Origin of the sequence: Mycobacterium farcinogenes, from assembly GCF_019739075.1 — a bacterium.
Lineage (GTDB): Bacteria > Actinomycetota > Actinomycetes > Mycobacteriales > Mycobacteriaceae > Mycobacterium > Mycobacterium senegalense.
The window spans coordinates 5,271,642-5,292,023 of record NZ_CP081673.1 but is presented as its reverse complement, the minus strand read 5'-3'; the positions used below and the strand labels follow the sequence as shown (position 1 = coordinate 5,292,023).

The following is a 20,382-nucleotide window of genomic DNA, read 5'->3' as shown; positions in this document are numbered from 1 at the left end:
GCTTCGGCGGGGGCTTTTTGCGTCGGCGGTCAGCTCAGCCGGGGGATCACGTCGGCGGCCAGCCGTTCCAACTGCTCGCGATCCTCCGCGATGGTCGCACCGGTGGGGTTGAGCACGATGGTCTGCGCGCCGGCATCCAGAACCGCACGCAGGCCGTGCACCACGTCTTCTACCGTGCCGGCGACGGCCACATCCCCGAGTTGGTCGGCCCGGTCGCCGTAGATGCGCCGCAGGCCCGCCTGCACCCGGTCCCGGGCGCGGGCGCTGTCGTCGTCGACGATGAGATACACCCGCTTGCCGATCCGGAACCGGTCGGCATCCTTGCCCTGTTCGTTGAGCTCCCGGCGCACCGTGCGCACGGCCTCGGCGAAGGCCGCGGTGGTCGAGGAGCCGGCGCCGAGAAACGCGTCGCCGTGCCGCACGGCCCGGGCCAGTGCCGCCGGGGCGTTGGCGCCGAACCAGATCGGCGGGTGCGGGCGCTGAACGGGTTTGGGACTGATGGCCAGGTCGTCGACATCGCGGAAGCGGCCGTGGAAGGTGATCCTGGGCTCGTCCGACCACGCGGCCTTCATCAGCTCCAGCCCCTCGGTGAAGCTGGCGATGAACGTCGAGCGGTCCACCCCGAAGGCCGGGAACTGCCGGAAACTCCCGCCGGGAGCCACACCGACGTCGAGGCGGCCGTGGCTGAGCCGGTCCACCGCGGTGATCGCCGACGCCAGTTGCAGCGGATCGTGCAGCGACGTGACAAGGACCGCCACACCCAGCCGCAGCCTCGTGGTGACCGCTGCGGCGTAGGACAGCAGCTCCAGCGGGGCGATCGTCGGAGCCGGACCCACGGTCTGCTCGATCGTCCAACCGCCCTCGAATCCGAGTTCCTCGGCGCGAGCCAGGTAGGCCTTGAAGCCCGATTCGTCGAAACCGTCGTGATCGAGCTGCGGAAGCGAGATGGAGAAGGTCACCTGTATCACGGTACGACGACGAGGTGGACGTGCCGAGGTTTCTCGTCGACGCGCGCGCAGTACGCGGATCGGTAGGCTCGTTTCATGTTCGCGTTTCTCCCAGGGATCCCGGGCCAGGACGAACTGAAGGTGCTGGCCCGGCGCATTGACACCGCCCGGCACAACGGCGTCCCGAACGGATGCGTGCTGGAACTGGATCTGCTGTCGATACCGCCGGAGACCGCGGGCTTCGACCCGTTGGCCATGATCGCGGGCGGTGGTCGGCCGCTCGTGCTGCGGCAGGCCATCGCGGCGATCCACCGCGCCGCAGAGGACGATCGGGTGGCGGGACTGATCGCGCGGGTGCAGCTTCCCGCCGCCGCTCCAGGGCCGGTGCAGGAACTGCGGGCCGCCATAGCGGAATTCAGCGCCGTCAAACCCACGCTGGCCTGGGCCGAGACCTACCCTGGCACGCTGTCGTACTACCTGGCATCGGCGTTTCGTGAAGTCTGGATGCAGCCGTCGGGAACGGTCGGCCTGGTCGGTTTCGCCACCAATGCGACGTTCCTGCGTGATGCGCTCGACAAGGTGGGCATCGAGCCGCAGTTCGTCGCGCGCGGTGAATACAAGTCAGCGGCAAATGTTTTCACCGAGGATCGCTACACCGACGCGCAGCGTGAGGCTGACGGCCGGATGATCGAGAGCCTGCAGTCGCAGGTGTGGCAGGCCATCGCCGAATCCCGTCAGCTGAGCATCGAGGCGGTCAACGCACTGGCCGACCGGGCACCGGTGTTGCGGGACGATGCGGTGACGGCCGGTCTGGTCGACCACATCGGGTTCCGCGACGAGGCCTATGCGCGCATCGGTGAACTCTCGGGTGGCCCCGAGGCGGCCGGTACCGATGCCGACAACCATCCGGATGCCTTGCCGCGGCTTTATCTTTCGCGTTATGCGCGGACTTCCCCGAAGGTGCCCGCACCGCAGATCCCGGGCCGTAAATCCAAGCCCACCATCGCGGTGGTGACGCTGCACGGTCCCATCGTCAGCGGTCGCGGCGGTCCGCAGGTGTTGCCGTTGGGCAATTCCAGTGCCGGCGGCGACACCATCGCCGCGGCCCTGCGTGAGGCGGCCGCCGACGACGACGTCTCGGCGATCGTCCTGCGGGTAGACAGTCCCGGCGGTTCGGTCAGTGGTTCGGAAACCATTTGGCGGGAGGTGGTTCGGGCCCGCGATCGAGGAAAACCCGTCGTCGCGTCGATGGGCGCGGTCGCCGCGTCGGGTGGCTACTACGTGTCGATGGCGGCCGACGAGATCGTGGCCAACGCCGGCACCATCACCGGATCCATCGGCGTGATCACCGGCAAGCTGATCTCACGCGAACTCAAGGACAAGCTCGGGGTGGGGTCGGATTCGTTGCGTACCAATCCCAATGCCGATGCCTGGTCATCGAATGCTCCGTTCACCGACGAACAGCACACCCAGATCGAAGCCGAAACCGACCTGCTCTACACCGATTTCATCGAGCGGGTGGCGGTCGGGCGCAAGCTGTCGGTCGAGCAGGTCGATGAAGTGGCTCGGGGACGGGTCTGGACCGGCGCCGACGCCAAAGATCGCGGCCTGGTCGACGAACTCGGCGGGCTACGGGCCGCGGTCACCCGCGCCAAGGTGCTGGCCGGGCTGGACCCGGACACCAAGGTACGGGTGCTGAGTTACCCGGGCTCGTCCTGGCTGGACATGTTGCGGCCCAAGCCGTCTTCGCAACCGGCCGCGGCGACACTGCCGCAAGCCGTCGGGAACCTGCTGGGCCAATCGGTCGTGGGAGCGATCGAAAATGCGGGCCGCACGATGACCGGGGCCAGTGCCCTATGGCTGGGCGACCACCGATTTTGACGATTTTGACGTAAAGGACAATTGCGACAGGGTAACGCCGCGGTGCATCGACCCGGCCGGCGCGGTAACGTCAGATCTTGGCAATTGATGATTTGTCGACGAAACGACGGCCTGGCCCTGCGGTGTTCAACCCAGTCAGAGCAGCCGTAACAGAGTGCGCGGCGGGGAACGGTGTCGTCAGACACATGGAGGACCCGTGCCCGCGCGCAAAAGCCCGATCAGGGGCTTTGGAGACAAACCGGAGATCGACTACCGCGAACCTGCCGAGAATCCGCCGGACCCTGGCGTACTGAAGCGGGCGATCGCCGCATCGGCGATCGGTAACGCCACCGAATGGTTCGACTACGGCATATACGCCTACGGCGTGGGCTATATCTCGGCCGCCATCTTTCCCGGGGACGCCCAGCAGGCGACCTTGCTGGCATTGGCCACGTTCGCCATTTCGTTCCTGGTCCGTCCGCTCGGCGGCTTCGTCTGGGGACCGCTCGGCGACCGGCTCGGCCGTAAACACGTGCTGGCCATCACCATCGTGCTGATGGCCGGCGCAACCTTCTGCGTCGGGCTGATTCCGTCGTACGCCTCGATCGGAATGTGGGCCCCGGCGCTGATGGTGGCCTTGCGGATGATCCAAGGTTTCTCCACCGGCGGCGAATACGGCGGTGCGGCAACATTTATGGCGGAGTACGCGCCGTCGCGGCGACGCGGGTTCCTCGGCAGTTTCCTCGAATTCGGCACGTTGGCCGGTTTTTCGGTGGGCGCCCTGTTGATGCTGACGTTCTCGGTGGTGCTCAGCGATGAGCAGATGGGGCAATGGGGATGGCGCCTGCCCTTCCTGGTCGCCGCCCCGCTCGGGCTGATCGGCGTCTACCTGCGTTCGCGGCTGGAAGACACCCCGATATTTCGTGAGCTGGAGGAGTCCGGCGAGACCGAACAAGGTGCGGTCAGCCAGTTCCGCGATCTGGTGGTGGAGTACTGGGCCCCGATCCTGCGTCTGGTGGGCCTGGTCGTAGCCCTCAACGTGGTCAACTACACGTTGCTCACCTATATGCCGACCTATCTGGAACAGACCATCGGCTTGTCGAGCAGTCACTCGCTGATCGTTCCCGTGATCGGGATGCTCTCGATGATGGTGTTCCTGCCGCTCAGCGGCCACATCTCGGACCGGGTCGGCCGCAAACCGATGTGGTGGGTCTCGCTTATCGGCCTGTTCATCGCCGGCGTGCCGATGTTCCTGCTGATGTCGACGAACATGGTCGGCGCGATCATCGGATTCGCCGTGCTCGGGCTGCTCTATGTGCCGCAGTTGTCCACCATCTCGGCGACGTTCCCGGCGATGTTCCCCACCCAGGTCCGCTATGCCGGGTTCGCCATCGCCTACAACGTGTCGACGTCGCTGTTCGGCGGTACCGCGCCGGCGATCAACGACTGGCTGGTCAACAAGACCGGCGACCAGCTGATCCCGGCCTACTACATGATGGTGGCCTGCGTGATCGGCATGCTGGCGCTGATCAAGGTGCCCGAGACGGCCCGATGTCCGATCAGCGGCACCGAGATCCCCGGGACTCCGGAAGCCCCGGCACAGCTCGATTACGAGACGGGGGCCGAGGAGGAGTCGGAGGCCGATGCCGGCGCGGGCACGCCGGCCGCGTCAGCCGACCGGTAGCCGGGCGATCCATGTGAGGGCGACTCGGTCCGCGCATGAAGCGTGGTGGCGGTTGCAGGGCCGATTTTCCGCCGTAGCGCTTCATACGCGGGGTGTCATTCCAAAGTGCCGCTGATATAGACGATTTCGCCCATCGGGTCGTTCTCGTCACGGTCGGGTACCGGCAGGCCGTGGCGGACGAACAACTCCGAACGCACCACGCCGTTCATCTGCCAGCCCTTGGCGCTCAAATAGTCGGCAGCCGAATGCCGCTCGCCGTGATAGATCAACGACGGCATGTCCAGGTTCAACCCCATCTGGCTGAAGGCCGCGGTGGCGGCGCGGGCCTTCTCCGGGTCGAAATCCTTGAGCCCCGGCACGAACTCGGTGGCCACCGCGCTGCCCCGGGCACTGAGCGCGGCGATGTTGTCGAACAACCGATCCTGCGCTTCGGGCGGCAGATAGATCAACAACCCCTCGGCGCACCACGCGGTCGGAGCAGCGGGATTGAATCCCGCTGCCTGCAGCGCGGCCGGCCAGTCGTCGCGCAGGTCGACGGGCACGGTGCGGCGTTCCGCCGTGGGTTCGGCGCCCAGATCGGCCAACGTGCGGGTCTTGAACTCGATCACCTCGGGCTGGTCGATCTCATAGACCACGGTGCCCTCGGGCCACGGCAGCCGATAGGCGCGGGAATCCAGGCCCGAAGCCAGGATCACCGCCTGGCGAATCCCCGCCTTTCCTGCCGCGATGAAGAAGTCGTCGAAAAACCGGGTACGCACCGCCATTTCGTCGATGTTGGCGCGAGCCCGGTCGGCGGCGTCCGGTGTCAGCTGAGCCAGCGATTCCAGGCTCAGCTCACCGTCGACCATCTTGGTGAACACGTCGATGCCCACCGCGCGGACCAGCGGCGCCGCGAACGGATCGTCGATCAGCCCGTGCGGTTCCCGGCTGGCGATAGCCCGCCCCGTCGCCACCAACGTCGCGGTTGCCCCGACACTGGAGGCCAGATCCCAGCTGTCGCCGTCGGTACGTGTCATCGTGTGTCTCCCGATCTCTAGTTCGATGCCTTCAGGGTTGCCGACAGATAACCGGAATCGCCCGCGAGATCGGCGAGCTCCTCGGGATAGTCGAAACCGTGCGAGTCGTAGGCCGCCTGGGTGGGTAGCACCGTGACGTCCCAGCCCTGGGGTGCGAGGTGATCGCGGACCGCGGTGCGCTCGCCCGAATAGAACAGGTCCGTCAGATTCACGTCGGATCCGACCTTCTTGGACCATTGGCTGACCCGTTCGGACCACTTGTCGGTGAGCGAGGCGGCGTCCATGTGTTCGGTGGCCAACCGGCTGCCCGGGGCGCTGAGCGCGGTGATGTTGTCCAGCAGCCGGTCCTGAGCTTCCGGCGGCAGGTAGATCAGCAGGCCTTCGGCGATCCAGGCGGTCGGAACCTGTGGGTCGAAGCCGTTGTCACGCAGAGCCTTCGGCCAGTCGTCACGCAGATCGATCGGCACCGTGTGAAGTTCGGCGGCCGGTTGAGCCCCGAGATCGGCCAGGGTGCGGGTCTTGAACTCCAGGACCGCCGGCTGGTCCACCTCGAACACGACGGTGCCGGCGGGCCAGTCGAGCCGGTAGGCGCGGGTGTCCAACCCGGCCGCCAGGATCACCGCCTGCCGGATGCCGGCCTCGCCTGCGGCACTGAAGAAGTCGTCGAAGAACCGCGTGCGTACCGCGATCTGCTCGCACATCCGCTGCCGGTCGAGCATCACGTCGCCCTCGACGCACACCTCTCCGTCGGCGAGCCGGATGCTGTGTTCCAGGCCTACCGCACGTACGAGCGCGTCAGCGTACGGATCGTTGATCAGCGGGTCGGGTTGCTTGGTTGCCAACGCGCGGGATGCCGCGACACCAGTCGCGGTAGCGCCGACGCTGGTGGCCAGATCCCAGGTGTCGCCTTCGGTGCGGGTCATGGTGCTCCTAGTCTCGTATCGCGGTGACGGCCTGCGAATTCTGTTGCAGGGCGGCGGCTTCGCCGGAGGGGAAGCTGCGGCCGTAGTCGGCGAACAGCTCGGGCCGCCGCCGCGCGGTCACCGACCATCCGCGCTCGGTGAGGTAATCGACGACCGAATTGCGCTCGCCGTCGTACCAGAGATTTGCCAGGTCCAGGTCCAGGCCGTGCTGACGCCACTGCTCGCTCAACACCTGCCCGCGCTCCCGCAGGTTCACCGCCATACCGGGCAGGTGGTACTCGGTGGCCAGCCTGCTGCCTCGTGCGCTGAGCGCGGTGATGTTGTCGAACAACCGGTCCTGGGCCTCCGGCGGCAGATAGGCCAGCAGTCCCTCGGCGCTCCATGCGCTCGGTGCGCTCGGATCGAAGCCGGCGGCCTGAAGCGCGGCGGGCCAGTCCTCACGCAGGTCGACGGCCACGGTGCGGCGTTCGGCCGTGGGCGTGGCCCCGATCTGCGCCATGGTGGCGGTCTTGGCGCCGATCACCGCGGGCTGGTCGAGCTCGTAGACCACGGTGCCGTCGGGCCACGGCAGCCGGTAGGCGCGGGAGTCCAGGCCGGAGGCCAGGATCACCGCCTGCCGGATCCCGGCGTCGGTCGACGCGGTGAAGAAGTCGTCGAAGAACTTCGTCCGCACCGCCATGATGCCGGTCATCAGCGCGGCGCCTTCGGCCAGCTCGCCGTCGAGCGCGACCTCGCCGTCGACGAGCTTGGTGAAGAACTCGACGCCCACCGCGCGGACCAGATCCGCCGCGTACGGGTCGTTGATCAGCGGATCGGGCTCAGCACTCGCGATCGCCCGGGCCGCGGCGACCATCGTCGCCGTCGCGCCCACACTGGAGGCCAGATCCCAGCTGTCGGTGTCAGACCGTGCCATCGCCCGCCCCTCAGTTCTCGGCTTCGATGTAGAGCACCGATGCCGCGTGGGCCTCGTCCTCGACCGGCGGCAGGCCGGTCCGGATCAGCAGATCGTTGGACGAGATGGCGGTGGTCTTCCAGGAATGCCCTTGCAGATACGTCGTCACGTCGGCACGGTCGCCGAGGAAGATCAGCTCGTTGAGGTCCATGTCCAGGCCGTGTGCCCGCCACCGGTCGGTGAACTCCTGCATCCGGGCCCGGATCGTCTCCTCGTCGTTGGTCTCGGTCGCGGGCACTCCCTCGACGCCGAAGCGGCTGCCCGGCGCGCTCAGCGCGGTGACCTGATCGAGCAAACGGTCCTGCGCATCTCCCGGCAGGTAACCCAGCAATCCCTCGGCGATCCACGCCGTCGGCACCGACGGGTCGAACCCCGCCTCGGTCAGCGCCGTCGGCCAGTCGAAGCGCAGGTCGATGGCCACGGTGCGACGATCGGTCGTCGGGACCGCGCCCAGGCTCGCCATCGTGGTGGTCTTGAACTCGATCACCTCGGGCTGGTCGACCTCGTAGACCACCGTGCCGTCCGGCCACGGCAGCCGGTAGGCGCGGGAGTCCAGACCGGCCGCCAGGATGACCGCCTGTCGGATTCCGGCGCGGCATGCGCTCAGGAAGAAGTCGTCGAAGAAACGCGTGCGGGCGGCCATGCCGTTGGCGAACCGGACCAGACCGGTGGCCGCCTCTTCGTCGAGACCCTCGGTGGTGAAGTCCTCGTCGACGAGCTTGGTGAAGAATTCCATCCCGACGGCGCGGACCAGGGGAGCGGCGAACGGATCGTCGATCACCGGATCGTCTGAGTTCGTCGCCATCGCGCGCGCTGCCGCGACCATCGTCGCCGTCGCACCCACGCTCGATGCGAGATCCCACGAGTCGTCAGCAGTCCGGGCCATGAATTCCCCTTTGTTCAGTCGGAATCTACGTGTTAGTTAGGTGGTGTAACGAGCTGTCGCCGACTGTACGCCCCGATTCTGAAGAGAAGCTTGGCTCGCAGCTCGGCGGTATCGCGAGCCGATCGGGGACGGTCGACGCGGGTGCGCGCAGGGGTCCTCTCCGCGGCAACTGTTACTCTCGTAGACTGATTTGACGGCTGAGTCCGCAGGCTGCGCGCCTGCTGGGCGGCCGGACATGACTTGACCATTGACGCTGGCTCCACCCAGCCCCATTTGGCACGCCGCGCTGAGAGGTCGGCTGCGCAGGAGGAAGAGTGCTTTCGGCTTTCATCTCATCGCTGCGGACGGCCGACCTCAGACGCAAGATCCTGTTCACGTTGGGCCTGGTGATCCTGTACCGGGCCGGCGCCTCGATCCCGTCGCCGGGGGTTAACTACCCGAACGTCCAGAAGTGCATCGAGCAGGTCAGCGGCGGAGATTCGGCGCAGATCTACTCGTTGATCAACCTGTTCTCGGGTGGCGCGCTGCTGCAGCTGACCGTGTTCGCGGTGGGCGTCATGCCCTACATCACCGCCAGCATCATCGTGCAGCTGCTGGTCGTGGTGATCCCGCGCTTCGAGCAGCTGCAGAAGGAGGGCCAGGCCGGTCAGGCCAAGATGACGCAGTACACGCGTTATCTGTCGATCGCGCTGGCCATTCTGCAGGCCACCAGCATCGTGGCACTGGCCGCCAACGGCGGCCTGCTGCAGGGCTGCAGCCTCGACATCATCCAGGACAGCTCGGTCTTCGGGCTGATCGTCATCGTGCTGGTGATGACGGCGGGCGCCGCGCTGGTGATGTGGATGGGCGAGCTGATCACCGAGCGAGGCATCGGCAACGGCATGTCCCTGCTGATCTTCGCCGGCATCGCCGCCCGGATCCCGTCCGAAGGCCAGACCATCCTGGAGAGCCGCGGCGGCCTGGTGTTCACCGCCGTCGTGGCCGCGACGCTGCTCATCATCGTCGGCGTGGTGTTCGTCGAGCAGGGCCAGCGCCGCATCCCGGTCCAGTACGCCAAGCGCATGGTGGGCCGCAAGATGTACGGCGGCACCTCCACCTACCTGCCGCTCAAGGTCAACCAGGCCGGCGTCATCCCGGTGATCTTCGCGTCGTCACTGATCTACATCCCGCACCTGATCACCCAGCTGATCCAGAGCGGCAGCTCGAACCCGGGCTCCGGTTGGTGGGACAAGTTCGTCGCCGACTACCTGACGAACCCGGCCGACCCGGTCTATATCGCGATCTACTTCGGCCTGATCATCTTCTTCACGTACTTCTACGTGTCGATCACGTTCAACCCCGACGAGCGTGCCGACGAGATGAAGAAGTTCGGCGGATTCATCCCGGGCATCCGACCAGGCAAGCCGACCGCGGACTACCTGCGGTACGTGCTCAGCCGGATCACCTTGCCCGGCTCTATCTACCTCGGTGTGATCGCCGTTCTGCCGAACGTCTTCCTGCAGATCGGAAACACCGGCTCGGTACAGAATCTGCCGTTCGGCGGTACCGCGGTTCTGATCATGATCGGTGTCGGTTTGGACACCGTCAAACAGATCGAGAGCCAGCTCATGCAACGCAACTACGAAGGGTTCCTGAAGTGAGAGTCGTCCTACTCGGACCGCCCGGTGCGGGCAAAGGCACGCAGGCAGAAAAGCTGTCCGAGAAGCTCGGCATCCCGCAAATCTCCACCGGGGACCTCTTCCGCAAGAACATCGGTGACGGCACCCCGCTCGGACTCGAAGCCAAGCGCTACCTGGACGCCGGCGACCTGGTGCCTGCCGAACTGACGAACCGTCTGGTCGAGGACCGCATCGATCAGCCCGACGCCGCCGACGGTTTCATCCTGGACGGCTACCCGCGTTCGGTCGAGCAGGCCGGTGCGCTCAAGGACATGCTTGCCGCGCGCAACACCAAGCTCGACGCGGTGGTGGAGTTCCAGGTGTCCGAGGACGAGTTGCTGACCCGCCTCAAGGGCCGCGGCCGCGCCGACGACACCGACGAGGTCATCCGCAATCGCATGAAGGTCTACCGCGACGAGACCGAGCCGCTGCTTGAGTACTACCGCGACGACCTGAAGACCGTGGATGCGGTGGGCGGCCTCGACGAGGTGTTCGCCCGCGCGTTGCACGCACTGGGTAAGTGATCAGATTGCCGGGGTTGCGTAAGCGCAAGGTTGTTGCGCAGCGTAGCGCCGGAGAGTTGGACGCGATGGCGGTGGCCGGGGCCCTGGTCGCCTCGGCGCTGCGCGCGGTCCGCGATGCCGCCGCCCCGGGCGTGTCCACGCTCGAGCTGGATCAGATCGCCGAATCCGTGATCCGGGACGGTGGCGGTACGCCGTCGTTCCTCGGTTATCACGGATTCCCTGCCAGCATCTGCGCCTCCGTGAATGACCGTGTGGTGCACGGCATTCCGTCGGCCGGCGAGAAGTTGGCGGCCGGGGATCTGGTGTCCATCGACTGCGGTGCGATCGTCGACGGTTGGCACGGCGACTCGGCCGTCACGTTCGGGATCGGCACACTCATCGCCGCTGACGAAGCCCTTTCTGCCGCAACGAAATCGGCGATGGAGGCCGGGATCGCGGCGATGCTGCCGGGAAACCGGCTGACCGATGTCTCGCACGCGATCGAGGTGGAGACCCATGCCGCCGAAGCTCGTCACGACCGCAAGTACGGGATCGTCGACGGCTACGGCGGTCACGGCATCGGCCGGCAGATGCACATGGACCCGTTCCTTCCGAACGAAGGCGCCCCCGGGCGCGGGCCGTATCTGGAGCCGGGCTCGGTGCTGGCCATCGAACCCATGCTCACCCTGGGCACCACCGAGACCAGGATCCTCGACGACGAGTGGACCGTCGTCACCGCCGACGGGACCCGCGCGGCGCACTGGGAGCACACCGTCGCAGTCACCGAAGACGGCCCACGAATCCTCACCCAGTAATTAACGCCAGCAATCACTACTCGAATCGCGCCCAACCGTTGGTCTGCGCCGGCGCGCAAAGGTAGTAATTGAACCGGATTGCCTCCAACGTCGTATCACAGACGGAGGTAAGGAAGTGGATGATCCGGAGGCCGCCATGATGCGGGTGCTCTACGACGAGCACGCTGCTGCGCTCTGGCGCTATGCCCTACGGCTCACGGGTGACCGAGCCCGGGCCGAGGACGTGGTGCAGGAGACGTTGTTGCGTGCCTGGCGCCACCCAGATGTCACCGCCGACACCGATCGATCGGCCAGGGCTTGGCTGTTCACCGTCGCGCGGAACATGATCATTGATGAGCGCCGGAGCGCCCGCTTTCGCAACGAAACCGGGGTGCCCGATCCCGAACAGGTGGCAGACCATTCCGGCGCCGCTGCCACACCCGACCAGGTGGACACCGCGTTGGACAGAATCCTGCTGAGCACGGCCCTGAGCCAGCTCTCCGACGAACACCGAGCGGTGGTCCGCCGGGCCTATTACCAAGGCTGGACCACCGGCCAGATCGCCGAAGACCTACAGATACCTGAGGGCACCGTGAAGTCACGGCTGCACTACGCGGTACGCGCGTTACGACTGAACTTGCAAGAGATGGGGGTGACACGATGACACAGTTCGGTGTACCCCACATCCCTGATCCGGTGGAAACCGATCGTTACCGGACCTGGGATGCGGCCTATGTGCTCGGATCGCTGGACAGCAGTGAGCGCCGCGAGTACGAGGCCCACCTGGAATGCTGCACGCAGTGCCGTGCCGCCGTGGCCGAGCTGAGCGGTATGCCCGCGCTGCTGGCCATGCTCGACCTCGACGAGGTGACCGCCCTCGAATCCGAACAGCCCGATCCGCCGCTGCGGCCCGAGGTGCTGCAGTCCGTGCTGGCCAAGGTCAGCTGGCGGCGACGCCGCTCACGATGGGTGACCACCGCAGCGGTCGGCCTGGCCGCGGCGCTGCTGGCGGTCGGCGTGGTGATCGGTATCAGGCCGGGGGTACTCGGCCTGCACAGTGGCACCGAGCAGCAGAACTCGCAGATGATGGCGATGTCCAAGATGTCCGACACCCCGATCAACGCGAGCATCGCGATGGCCAGTTACTCCTGGGGCACCCGGATCGACATGGCCTGCAGTTACGGCAGTTGGGGCAAGCAGGACGCGCCCCCGCAGAACCTGGGCATGGTGGTGATCGGCCGGGACGGCAGCCGCAACGAGATCGCGACGTGGATCGGGTTGTCCGGCGCGACCGCCCTGCCGAGCGGCAACACCCAGATGCCGAAGGCGGATATCGCTGCGGTGCAATTGGTTACGTCACCCGATGGAAAGGTGCTGCTGGAAAAGCAGCTCTGAGAGGCATGCTGGGCGGGCTACGGCGCCCGGGTCCGCTCGGGCTCGACAGGCGCCGTCCCGGTCGATACCGGCTGTGTCATCGATGCCTCCGATCGTGGGGTCTTGCGGCCCCCGGTGCCAATAGCCCCCGCCTTCCACTATCCCCCTCGGTTCCCGCCGATCTTGATGGTGTGCTGGGTATTTCCTGCGGTATTGCGGGGAATTGACGCCAATCCGTGCCGGTGGTGAACCGCCGCAGCGCACGCGTCGTGTCACACAACAGAGCACGAAAGTAGGTGACACATGGTCGAGGTGAACCGGGTGGTTGACCACATCGTCGGCTATCTGGCCGCGACCGGGATCACGCATATCTTCGGCGTGGACGGCGCCAATATCGAGGATCTCTACGACGCCGCGCACTTCCGCGACGACATCACCGCGGTGTTGGCGAAGCACGAATTCTCAGCTGCCACAATGGCGGACGGATACAGCCGCAGCGGAGGCGGAGTCGGTGTGGTGGCCGCAACCTCCGGTGGTGGCTGCCTGAACACCGTGCCCGGGCTGGCGGAATCGCTGGCCAGTCGGGTACCGGTGCTGGCACTCATCGGGCAGGCGCCGACAACGCTCGACGGCCGGGGCGCCTTCCAGGACACCAGCGGGGACAACGGAAGCCTGGACGGGCATGCGCTGTTCTCGGCGGTCTCGCTGTACTGCCGCAGGCTGCGCAAGCCCGCCGACATCCTCACCGCGCTTCCGCAGGCGTTGGCCGCCGCGCGCTCCGGTGGCCCGGCGGTGTTGTTGCTGCCCAAGGATATTCAGCAAGCAGATGTGGGCGAGCCCGCAGCCGGCAACGGCCGGACCGGGGCGGTCGGTAAGACGGCGCGCCATGCCGATCTCCGGGTGCTCGAGCGAGCCCTGCGTGGCGTCGACGGCCCGGTCACGATCATCGCCGGTGAGCAGGTGGCCCGCGACGATGCCCGTGCTGAGCTGGAACGGCTGCGGGCCGTCCTGCGCGCACGGGTCGCCACGGTGCCCGACGCCAAGGACGTGGCGGGCACCCCGGGTCTCGGTTCGTCCTCGGCATTGGGCGTAGCCGGTGTGATGGGCCACCCCGGGGTGCCTGTTGCCGCCGCGCAGAGTGCGCTGTGCCTGCTCGTCGGCACCCGCATGACGGTGACCGCCCGCGCCGGGCTCGACGCGGCGCTGGCCTCGGTGCCGACCTATTCGATCGGCGCCCAATTGCCTTACCCGCCGTGCACCCATGCCCACTCGGATGACCTACGCGCCTCGCTGACGGCGCTGGCCCGGGCGTTGTCGGGTCCCGGCCGCCCCGCCCAGGTGAGGGTGCCGGACACCGCGCCGCGCACCGAACTGCGCCCGCCGGCCTACGACGGCCCCGGTATCCGATATCGCGACGCGATGTGCGTACTCGACGACGCCCTGCCCGACGGCACCGACATCGTCGTCGACGCGGGCAACGTGGGTGCCTCCGCCATCCACTACCTGCCGGTCCGCCGCGACGGCCGATTCCTGGTGGCGCTGGGCATGGGCGGCATGGGCTACAGCTTCGGTGCGGGTATCGGGATGACGTTTCACCGGGCCGCGGCCGGTGCTGCGCGCCGCACCGCTGTCATCGCCGGTGACGGCTCATTCTTCATGCACGGCATGGAGATTCACACCGCGATGCAGTACCGCCTACCGATCACCTTCGTGCTGTTCGACAACCATGCCCACGCCATGTGCGTCACGCGGGAGCAGCTGTTCTACGAAGGTCGATACTCCTACAACAGGTTCGGCCCGAGCCGGCTGGGGGCCGGGCTGGCGGCCATGTTCCCCGGACTGCCCGCCTATGACGTCGCCGAGATCCGTCAACTGCCCCAGGCCCTGGGCATGGCCCTCGACGCCGACGGCCCGTCGGTACTGAGCATCGAATGTTCAGCCGACGAAATCCCGCCGTTCGCAGCGTTTCTCACCACCACGGTCAGCACACCTTCTAACTCAGAGGAGAACTCGCCCCATGTCACTACCCGCGCTTGAAGACATCGCGGCCCATCGGGCTAGCCGCACGCCGCTGGACGGCCTGATCCGGATCGAGACCTCGCCCAAGGAGCAGGCCACGCCGATCATCATGGAGATGATGCGGTCGGTATACCCGCATGATCAGGTGTTCGGCCAGTACTGCACCGTCAACGACTACATCGAGTGCCCGCCCGAGGAATTGTTCGGCTATCTGTCCGACACCCGCTGTCTGGAGGAGTGGACCTACAGCCTGCGCGGTTTCACCCAGACCGAGGAACCCGGGCTGTGGCTGGCCCACGACCGGCTCGGCGCCGGCCCGTCGGGGCCGGGCAGTGAGATCTACACCCGCACTGTGGCCAACCGCGACGCGCTCACCGTCGACTACCACTGCGCCTGGGATCAGGGCAAGCATCTGTGGATGATCTACCTGATGCGCATCGTCGACGCGCAGGTGGTCTTCGACAAGCCGGGTTCTGTTGTGCTGTGGACCAATTGCCATCATCCCTTCTATGACGAGAACCCCTATCCGGAGACCGCGCCCCCGGCGCGACCGGTGTGGGTCGGTGACTTCTGGGACATGTTCGGTCCCGGCCATCTGCTGGAGTTGCGAAACCTCAAGGCCATCGCCGAATACCGGCACCGCAACGGGCTGCCCGTGACCCCGGCCTGGATGAAGTGAGGTTCGGCCATGTCTGACCAGAATCCCGTCAGCCTCATCGACGTGTCCACCTACCTCCCCGGTGACCCGATCGGGGCGGACTACTACGCAGGGTTCGCCGAAACCGACGAGCTGGCCGAGAACGTGATGTTCCGCGCGCCACGGTTCCGTCATCACGTGGGACCCGAGGAAACCGCGATCGACATGGTGGAGCGGGCGGCCGCGGGGGTGATCGAGCGGCACGGTGCCGACGTCATCACCGGAGCCGACGTGTTGATCACCCACACCCAGCTCCCGGACATGCCGTTCTACGGCGGAGGGGGTGGCATGGCACACCGGCTGGGTATGAAACCCAACTGGGTGATCGACCTCCACAACGGCGGCTGCGCCGCTTTCGTCCTCGGGCTCAAGGTGGCGCGCACACTGCTCACCGCGGGAGAGGGCCGCACCGCGGTGATCGCGATCGCCCAGAACTCGGCGGGGCAGGTCTTCGATCAGAAGACCATCCGGCGCAAGGCGCAGGCGGCGGTGCCCGGGGACGGCGCGGCCGTCGGATTGGTGACACTGTCCGACCAGTCTCCCGTCCTCGACGTCGAGTGCCGTACCTACGGCGAGTACGCCGGGGACATGACCGTCGTGATGGATCCGCCGCGCAAATGGTGGCAGGCCGGGCCGGGTGAGGCGTGCATCGGATTCACCGAGAGCAAGATCACCAAGGTGCTGGCCCGCGGCAACCGACAGGTGCCCGAGGTGGCCTACGCGGTGTGCGACCGGATCGGTGTACAGCCCAAGGACATCGACCTGTTGGTGACCAATCAGCCCAACCGGGTATTCCTGCGGAACTGGCGTGAGGCACTGGAGTTGCCTCCCGAGCGCCACCTGGACACGTTCGATGAATGCGGAAACCTTTTCGCCGCAGGCATTCCCGTCAACCTGGACCGGGCCGTCACCAGCGGTCGGGTCAAGGCGGGCGATACCGTGCTGATGGCCGCCTTCGCCCACGCCGGTGACTTCGCCGGCGCTGCGGCGGTGCGCTGGGGCGGGCGGGCAGGCGACGGCGCCGACGCGGGGCGCGTGTGATGGCGGCACCGCGCACCACGCTGTCCGATGCGGTCGGCGCACTGCCGCAGGCCGTCAATCCGTTGGCCTTGTCGCTCAACGAATGTCCGTTCCCCCCGTTGCCCGCGGTGCGTTCGGCGCTGCGGGCGTGCGACGGGGCGGCCAACCGGTATCCGGAGTTCCTGCCGCGACGGCTGCGGTCGCTGATCGCCGAGCACGACGGGGTGGCCGAAGACCAGGTGATCGTCGGTGCCGGCGCCACCGGGGTCATCATGCAGGTGCTGCATGCGGTGACCAGCCCGGGCGACTCCATGGTGATGGCCTCGCCCACGTTCGACGGATATCCGATCTTCGCGCAGATGGCACGATTGCGGACGATCACGGTGCCGCTCGATGCGCACGGCCACCACGACCTCGATGCGATGGCCGAGGCCGGCAGCCGCGCGAGGGTGGTGGCGGTCTGCCGGCCTCACAACCCGACGGGCACCATCGAGCCGGCCGCCGAGATCGAACGCCTGCTCACCCGGCTTCCCGAAGACACCGTGGTGCTGCTCGACGAGGCATATGTGGAGTTCTTGACCGCCGAGCAACGTATCGACGGGCCCGGACTGGTCGCCAGGTTCGGCAATGTCGTGGTGGTGCGAACCTTTTCGAAGGCATATGGCCTGGCGGGACTACGGATCGGCTATGGGTTCTGCGCCCCGGACCTCGGCGGGCAGCTGTGGCAGATGCAGCTGCCGTTCGGGATCGGGCTCAGTGCGCAGGTCGCCGTCGCCGCCTCGTATGAGGCCGAAAGCCAACTGCGCCAACGTATCCGGATGATAGCCGCAGAGCGGCGTTATCTGCAGAACCGGTTGCGTGCACTGGGCGTCTACAGCACGGACGGTCAGGCGAACTTCCTGTACCTGCCCGGCGGGACCATTCCCTGGCCGGAGGTGTTCGAGGGCACCGGACTTCAGGTCCGCCACTACGGTGACGGCGGCGTGCGGATCACCGTCGGATCCAGGCCGTCCACCCGAGCCGTGCTGAAAGCGGTGACAGCGGCCGCCTGATCGCCCCCTGCCCGCGGCCGGATGCGCGCGGAATGCGCGGCCCCCGCTCGGTGATGCGGTAAGAAGAGGCGTGCCCTCACCACCGGACAAACGTGACCCCATCGCGCAGGCCCGCGCGAACTGGGAGGCCGCGGGGTGGGGCGACGTGGCAGGCGGCATGGTCGCGGTGACGTCGGTGATGCGGGCCCACCAGATCCTGCTCGCCCGCGTGGAGTCCGCACTACGGCCTTACGATCTGAGCTTCTCGCGGTTCGAGCTGCTGCGGCTGCTGGCGTTCAGCCGGGCCGGTGCCCTGCCGATCACCAAAGCCTCCGATCGTCTCCAGGTGCATGTCACCAGCGTCACCCACGCCATTCGGCGCCTGGAAGCCAATGGTCTGGTGGAGCGTGTTCCGCACCCGACCGATGGGCGCACGACATTGGTGCAGATCACCGAACTCGGGCGTTCGACGGTCGAGGACGCCACGGTCACCCTGAACCAGCAGGTCTTCGCCGACGTCGGGATGTCCGACGAAGAGTCTCAAGCGTTGGTGGCGTCGATCGAGACGCTGCGCCGACACTCCGGGGACTTCTGACCCTGGGCCGGGCGGGCAAACCCGCCTACCCTCGAGCGCAGTTGAGGGGAGGCTGCATGAACGTCAAACGGGTGGGTGCGGCACTGGGTGCCGTCGCCGTCGTGTCGATGGCGGCCTGCAGTACCACCACCACCGGGGTGGCCACCGCGCCCGGTGACGTGACGCCGTTCACGACGTCGTCGAAGGCGCCCAGGTCCACCGCCGCACGGAGTCCCCGTCCGGCTCCGGGCGCCGCGCAGCTGCCGCCGGAGGCGTTCGCCGAGGTTCGCGCCGCCGGTATTCAAGGCTCTGACAAGGCCATCCGCGAGCAGTTGATGCTGGCCTGCATCATGGCCGGCGGAAGCTTCAACAAGACGAGACAAGACGTCGTCGATGTGCTGATCAAAATGGGCAGCCGAGTTTCTCCGGGTGCTCTCAGGACGATCGTGGACGTGGCGCTCAAGTACGAGTGCCCCGAACTGGCCGGGAAACTCGGCGGCTGATCGGCGATGAGTCGAGCCTAGACCTGGCTACTCCATGACGGACGGCAACGGGATCGTCGCGGTGACCGTGGTACCCGCGCCCGGCCTCGACCGGATGTGGAGCCGGCCGCCGACGATCTCGGCCCGTTCGGCCATCGAGAGCAATCCGTACCCGCCCATCTCGTCACTGCCCAGCGGGTGCTCGAAGGTGTCGAAACCCTTTCCGTCGTCCACGATTTCGAGGCGTGCCACACCGTCGTCGACGGCGAAGGTGAGCCGGGCCCGATCCGCCTCGGCGTGTTTGACCACATTCTGCAGGCACTCCTGGGCGATCCGGTACAGCGCCAGCTCGATGTGATCGGGCACCCGGGTCTCGGCCAGGTCGACATCGATGGGAATCCGGGGGATCGAGCGGGCCAGGCTGGCCAACCCGCCCGACAAACCCAGGTCGTCGAGCACAGGTGGACGCAGGCCGCTGATCGCCGCCCTGGCCTCCTGCAGAGTCAGCGCCACCAGCTCACGGGCGGCGGCCAACTGTTCGGCCACCGCCTGCGGGTCGACCGCGCGGGCCGCGGCGTCGAGCCGGTAGGACAGCGTCACCAGGCGCTGGGAGATGCCGTCGTGAATGTCGCCCGCCAAGCGTCGTCGCTCGATCTCCTGCGCCTGGATGACCTGTTCGACGAAATTCTCGTGGGCGCGTTCGCGTGCCACCAGTTGCCGGTGCAACCGGGCCTGGTGCAAAGCCCCGGCGATCAGCCGGCCGATCACCAACAGCAGTTCCACGTCGCGCGGCGTGAACTCGCGGCGGTCGACGGTGTGCACGTTGAGCACGCCGACGAGGCCACCCGGCCCGGTCTCCATCGGGACCGAGACCATCGAGGTGAAATCCCGCCCGCGCAGCGACTCGAACGGCTTGTAGCGGGGATCGGACTCCTTGTCGTGGCTGATCACCACGGGCTGGCGGTGGCTGGCCACCCAACCGGAGATGCCCTGCCCCAGCGGGAGCCGGATCTTGCCGATCTCGGCGTCGAACGGCGGGGTGGCCCCGGCCAGCGTCAGCGCGCGATCCGAATCGTCGAGCACGTGCACGAAGCACACGTCGGTGGCGGTGGCCTCGGTGATCATCCCGGCCGCAGCGGCGGCCAGCGGCTCGACGCCCGGGCCGCTCGATGCGGCGCGGATGAGCTCGCGCAGCAGGGCCAGCTCACGGTCGGCGGTGAGATCGATCGGGCCAAGTTCACGTCCCGGCTTCTCGTCGGTCATTGGTAGATGCCCTCGCGCAGCGCGGTGGCCACGGCGCCCGCGCGGTCGCTGACCCCGAGCTTGCGGTAGATGGAACGCAGGTGCGTCTTCACGGTTTCCTCGCCGATCACCAGCTTGTTGGCGATCCCGCGGTTGGACAGGCCGGCGACCACAAAGGACAGGATCTCGCTCTCACGCTGGGTCAGGCCCTGCCGAACCCCGGGCCAGAACTCGTCGCGCTGCAGCCGGGCCGCGGTGCCGGCCGCTCGAGCCGCCATCCCCGGATCGATCGCGGTCTGGCCGCTGTGGGCGAACTCGAGCTGACGCACGAGCTCATCGCTGCTGATGCTCTTGAGCAGATAGCCCGCGGCACCCACCCGCAGCGCCTGGAACAGGTATTGCTCGTCGTCGTAGACCGACAGCATGACCACTTTGCGGTCCGCGTCGCGCTCACGCAGCACCCGGCACAGGTCCAACCCGCTGGAACCCTCCATGCGCACATCGCACAGCACGATGTCGGGGTCGAGTGTCTCGATCACGCTCAGCGCACGTTCGGCGCCTACGGCCTGGCCGACCACTTCGACCCGGTCGTTGAACGCGGCAAGCATGGCCTTGAGACCCTCGATGACCATCTCATGGTCGTCGACCAGCACAAGGCGCACTGGGTTGGAGGGCGCCATGGCATCACCCTAGAGGGGGTGAGGTCTGGAGTAGATCAAC

General features: G+C 67.1%; 20 protein-coding genes. 13 read left to right on the top strand and 7 right to left on the bottom strand.

Features of this window, described 5'->3' with window-relative positions; all coding sequences use genetic code 11:
* Positions 1 to 29: 29 nt before the first annotated feature.
* Positions 30 to 959, bottom strand: a complete 930-nt coding sequence (locus K6L26_RS25270) for an LLM class flavin-dependent oxidoreductase (protein ID WP_221851927.1) — start codon at positions 957 to 959, stop codon at positions 30 to 32.
* An 84-nt stretch (positions 960 to 1,043) separates the two neighbouring features.
* On the opposite strand from K6L26_RS25270, the gene sppA reads away from it, so the two are divergent.
* The gene (gene sppA, locus K6L26_RS25265; protein ID WP_221851926.1) at positions 1,044 to 2,828 is read left to right on the top strand and encodes a signal peptide peptidase SppA; all 1,785 of its coding nucleotides are present in this window, start codon (positions 1,044 to 1,046) and stop codon (positions 2,826 to 2,828) included.
* 244 nt (positions 2,829 to 3,072) lie between these two features.
* Positions 3,073 to 4,491, top strand: coding sequence for an MFS transporter (locus K6L26_RS25260; RefSeq protein ID WP_245008775.1), 1,419 nt, complete (start codon positions 3,073 to 3,075; stop codon positions 4,489 to 4,491).
* 95 nt (positions 4,492 to 4,586) lie between these two features.
* On the opposite strand, the gene K6L26_RS25255 is transcribed toward K6L26_RS25260, so the two are convergent.
* Genes K6L26_RS25255 through K6L26_RS25240 form a run of 4 tightly spaced genes read right to left on the bottom strand, consistent with a single transcriptional unit; the run spans position 4,587 to position 8,268 of the window.
* Positions 4,587 to 5,507, bottom strand: a complete 921-nt coding sequence (locus K6L26_RS25255; RefSeq protein WP_221851922.1) for a class I SAM-dependent methyltransferase — start codon at positions 5,505 to 5,507, stop codon at positions 4,587 to 4,589.
* 17 nt (positions 5,508 to 5,524) lie between these two features.
* Positions 5,525 to 6,430: a class I SAM-dependent methyltransferase gene (locus tag K6L26_RS25250; RefSeq protein WP_076215762.1), complete on the bottom strand. Its 906-nt coding sequence runs from the start codon at positions 6,428 to 6,430 to the stop codon at positions 5,525 to 5,527.
* A 7-nt stretch (positions 6,431 to 6,437) separates the two neighbouring features.
* Positions 6,438 to 7,343 carry a class I SAM-dependent methyltransferase gene (locus tag K6L26_RS25245; protein ID WP_047036358.1) on the bottom strand — a complete coding sequence of 302 codons (906 nt, stop codon included), beginning with the start codon at positions 7,341 to 7,343 and terminating at the stop codon, positions 6,438 to 6,440.
* Positions 7,344 to 7,353: 10 nt separating this feature from the next.
* Positions 7,354 to 8,268, bottom strand: a complete 915-nt coding sequence (locus tag K6L26_RS25240) for a class I SAM-dependent methyltransferase (protein WP_047036360.1) — start codon at positions 8,266 to 8,268, stop codon at positions 7,354 to 7,356.
* 314 nt (positions 8,269 to 8,582) lie between these two features.
* On the opposite strand from K6L26_RS25240, the gene secY reads away from it, so the two are divergent.
* From secY to K6L26_RS25185, 11 genes are all read left to right on the top strand, one after another.
* On the top strand, positions 8,583 to 9,908 hold the full coding sequence (gene secY, locus K6L26_RS25235; RefSeq protein WP_019345884.1) for a preprotein translocase subunit SecY: 1,326 nt from the start codon (positions 8,583 to 8,585) through the stop codon (positions 9,906 to 9,908).
* Positions 9,905 to 10,450, top strand: coding sequence for an adenylate kinase (locus K6L26_RS25230; protein ID WP_019345885.1), 546 nt, complete (start codon positions 9,905 to 9,907; stop codon positions 10,448 to 10,450). Before secY ends, K6L26_RS25230 begins: the two co-directional genes overlap by 4 nt.
* Entirely contained in the window at positions 10,447 to 11,244 is a 798-nt protein-coding gene (map, locus tag K6L26_RS25225; RefSeq protein WP_064964409.1) for a type I methionyl aminopeptidase, read from the top strand. Before K6L26_RS25230 ends, map begins: the two co-directional genes overlap by 4 nt.
* Positions 11,245 to 11,359: 115 nt before the next feature.
* Entirely contained in the window at positions 11,360 to 11,887 is a 528-nt protein-coding gene (locus tag K6L26_RS25220) for a sigma-70 family RNA polymerase sigma factor (protein WP_019345887.1), read from the top strand.
* On the top strand, positions 11,884 to 12,618 hold the full coding sequence (locus tag K6L26_RS25215) for an anti-sigma factor family protein (RefSeq protein ID WP_036389050.1): 735 nt from the start codon (positions 11,884 to 11,886) through the stop codon (positions 12,616 to 12,618). Before K6L26_RS25220 ends, K6L26_RS25215 begins: the two co-directional genes overlap by 4 nt.
* 282 nt (positions 12,619 to 12,900) lie before the next feature.
* On the top strand, positions 12,901 to 14,634 hold the full coding sequence (locus K6L26_RS25210; protein WP_221851920.1) for a thiamine pyrophosphate-binding protein: 1,734 nt from the start codon (positions 12,901 to 12,903) through the stop codon (positions 14,632 to 14,634).
* Positions 14,615 to 15,295, top strand: coding sequence for an SRPBCC family protein (locus K6L26_RS25205; protein WP_221851918.1), 681 nt, complete (start codon positions 14,615 to 14,617; stop codon positions 15,293 to 15,295). Before K6L26_RS25210 ends, K6L26_RS25205 begins: the two co-directional genes overlap by 20 nt.
* A 9-nt stretch (positions 15,296 to 15,304) precedes the next feature.
* Positions 15,305 to 16,354 carry a 3-oxoacyl-ACP synthase III family protein gene (locus tag K6L26_RS25200; protein WP_221851916.1) on the top strand — a complete coding sequence of 350 codons (1,050 nt, stop codon included), beginning with the start codon at positions 15,305 to 15,307 and terminating at the stop codon, positions 16,352 to 16,354.
* Positions 16,354 to 17,385, top strand: a complete 1,032-nt coding sequence (locus K6L26_RS25195) for a pyridoxal phosphate-dependent aminotransferase (RefSeq protein WP_221851914.1) — start codon at positions 16,354 to 16,356, stop codon at positions 17,383 to 17,385. The genes K6L26_RS25200 and K6L26_RS25195 overlap by 1 nt, the downstream gene beginning before the upstream one ends.
* A gap of 70 nt (positions 17,386 to 17,455) precedes the next feature.
* Positions 17,456 to 17,959 (top strand): MarR family winged helix-turn-helix transcriptional regulator, encoded by a 504-nt coding sequence (locus K6L26_RS25190; RefSeq protein WP_047036365.1) that lies wholly within the window; start codon positions 17,456 to 17,458, stop codon positions 17,957 to 17,959.
* 56 nt (positions 17,960 to 18,015) lie between these two features.
* The gene (locus K6L26_RS25185; RefSeq protein WP_221851912.1) at positions 18,016 to 18,441 is read left to right on the top strand and encodes a hypothetical protein; all 426 of its coding nucleotides are present in this window, start codon (positions 18,016 to 18,018) and stop codon (positions 18,439 to 18,441) included.
* A gap of 27 nt (positions 18,442 to 18,468) precedes the next feature.
* On the opposite strand, the gene K6L26_RS25180 is transcribed toward K6L26_RS25185, so the two are convergent.
* Positions 18,469 to 19,683 carry a GAF domain-containing sensor histidine kinase gene (locus K6L26_RS25180; RefSeq protein ID WP_019349232.1) on the bottom strand — a complete coding sequence of 405 codons (1,215 nt, stop codon included), beginning with the start codon at positions 19,681 to 19,683 and terminating at the stop codon, positions 18,469 to 18,471.
* Positions 19,680 to 20,342, bottom strand: coding sequence for a response regulator (locus K6L26_RS25175; RefSeq protein WP_019349231.1), 663 nt, complete (start codon positions 20,340 to 20,342; stop codon positions 19,680 to 19,682). The genes K6L26_RS25180 and K6L26_RS25175 overlap by 4 nt, the downstream gene beginning before the upstream one ends.
* Positions 20,343 to 20,382: the final 40 nt, after the last annotated feature.

What these genes read in the sequence shown, in the direction of transcription:
- sppA (WP_221851926.1), top strand. Translation starts at nt 1,044, where the DNA reads ATGTTCGCGTTTCTCCCAGGGATCCCGGGCCAGGACGAACTGAAGGTG.
- K6L26_RS25255 (WP_221851922.1), bottom strand. Translation starts at nt 5,507, where the DNA reads ATGACACGTACCGACGGCGACAGCTGGGATCTGGCCTCCAGTGTCGGG.
- K6L26_RS25250 (WP_076215762.1), bottom strand. Translation starts at nt 6,430, where the DNA reads ATGACCCGCACCGAAGGCGACACCTGGGATCTGGCCACCAGCGTCGGC.
- K6L26_RS25245 (WP_047036358.1), bottom strand. Translation starts at nt 7,343, where the DNA reads ATGGCACGGTCTGACACCGACAGCTGGGATCTGGCCTCCAGTGTGGGC.
- K6L26_RS25240 (WP_047036360.1), bottom strand. Translation starts at nt 8,268, where the DNA reads ATGGCCCGGACTGCTGACGACTCGTGGGATCTCGCATCGAGCGTGGGT.
- K6L26_RS25215 (WP_036389050.1), top strand. Translation starts at nt 11,884, where the DNA reads ATGACACAGTTCGGTGTACCCCACATCCCTGATCCGGTGGAAACCGAT.
- K6L26_RS25210 (WP_221851920.1), top strand. Translation starts at nt 12,901, where the DNA reads ATGGTCGAGGTGAACCGGGTGGTTGACCACATCGTCGGCTATCTGGCC.
- K6L26_RS25205 (WP_221851918.1), top strand. Translation starts at nt 14,615, where the DNA reads ATGTCACTACCCGCGCTTGAAGACATCGCGGCCCATCGGGCTAGCCGC.
- K6L26_RS25200 (WP_221851916.1), top strand. Translation starts at nt 15,305, where the DNA reads ATGTCTGACCAGAATCCCGTCAGCCTCATCGACGTGTCCACCTACCTC.
- K6L26_RS25195 (WP_221851914.1), top strand. Translation starts at nt 16,354, where the DNA reads ATGGCGGCACCGCGCACCACGCTGTCCGATGCGGTCGGCGCACTGCCG.
- K6L26_RS25185 (WP_221851912.1), top strand. Translation starts at nt 18,016, where the DNA reads ATGAACGTCAAACGGGTGGGTGCGGCACTGGGTGCCGTCGCCGTCGTG.
- K6L26_RS25180 (WP_019349232.1), bottom strand. Translation starts at nt 19,683, where the DNA reads ATGACCGACGAGAAGCCGGGACGTGAACTTGGCCCGATCGATCTCACC.
- K6L26_RS25175 (WP_019349231.1), bottom strand. Translation starts at nt 20,342, where the DNA reads ATGGCGCCCTCCAACCCAGTGCGCCTTGTGCTGGTCGACGACCATGAG.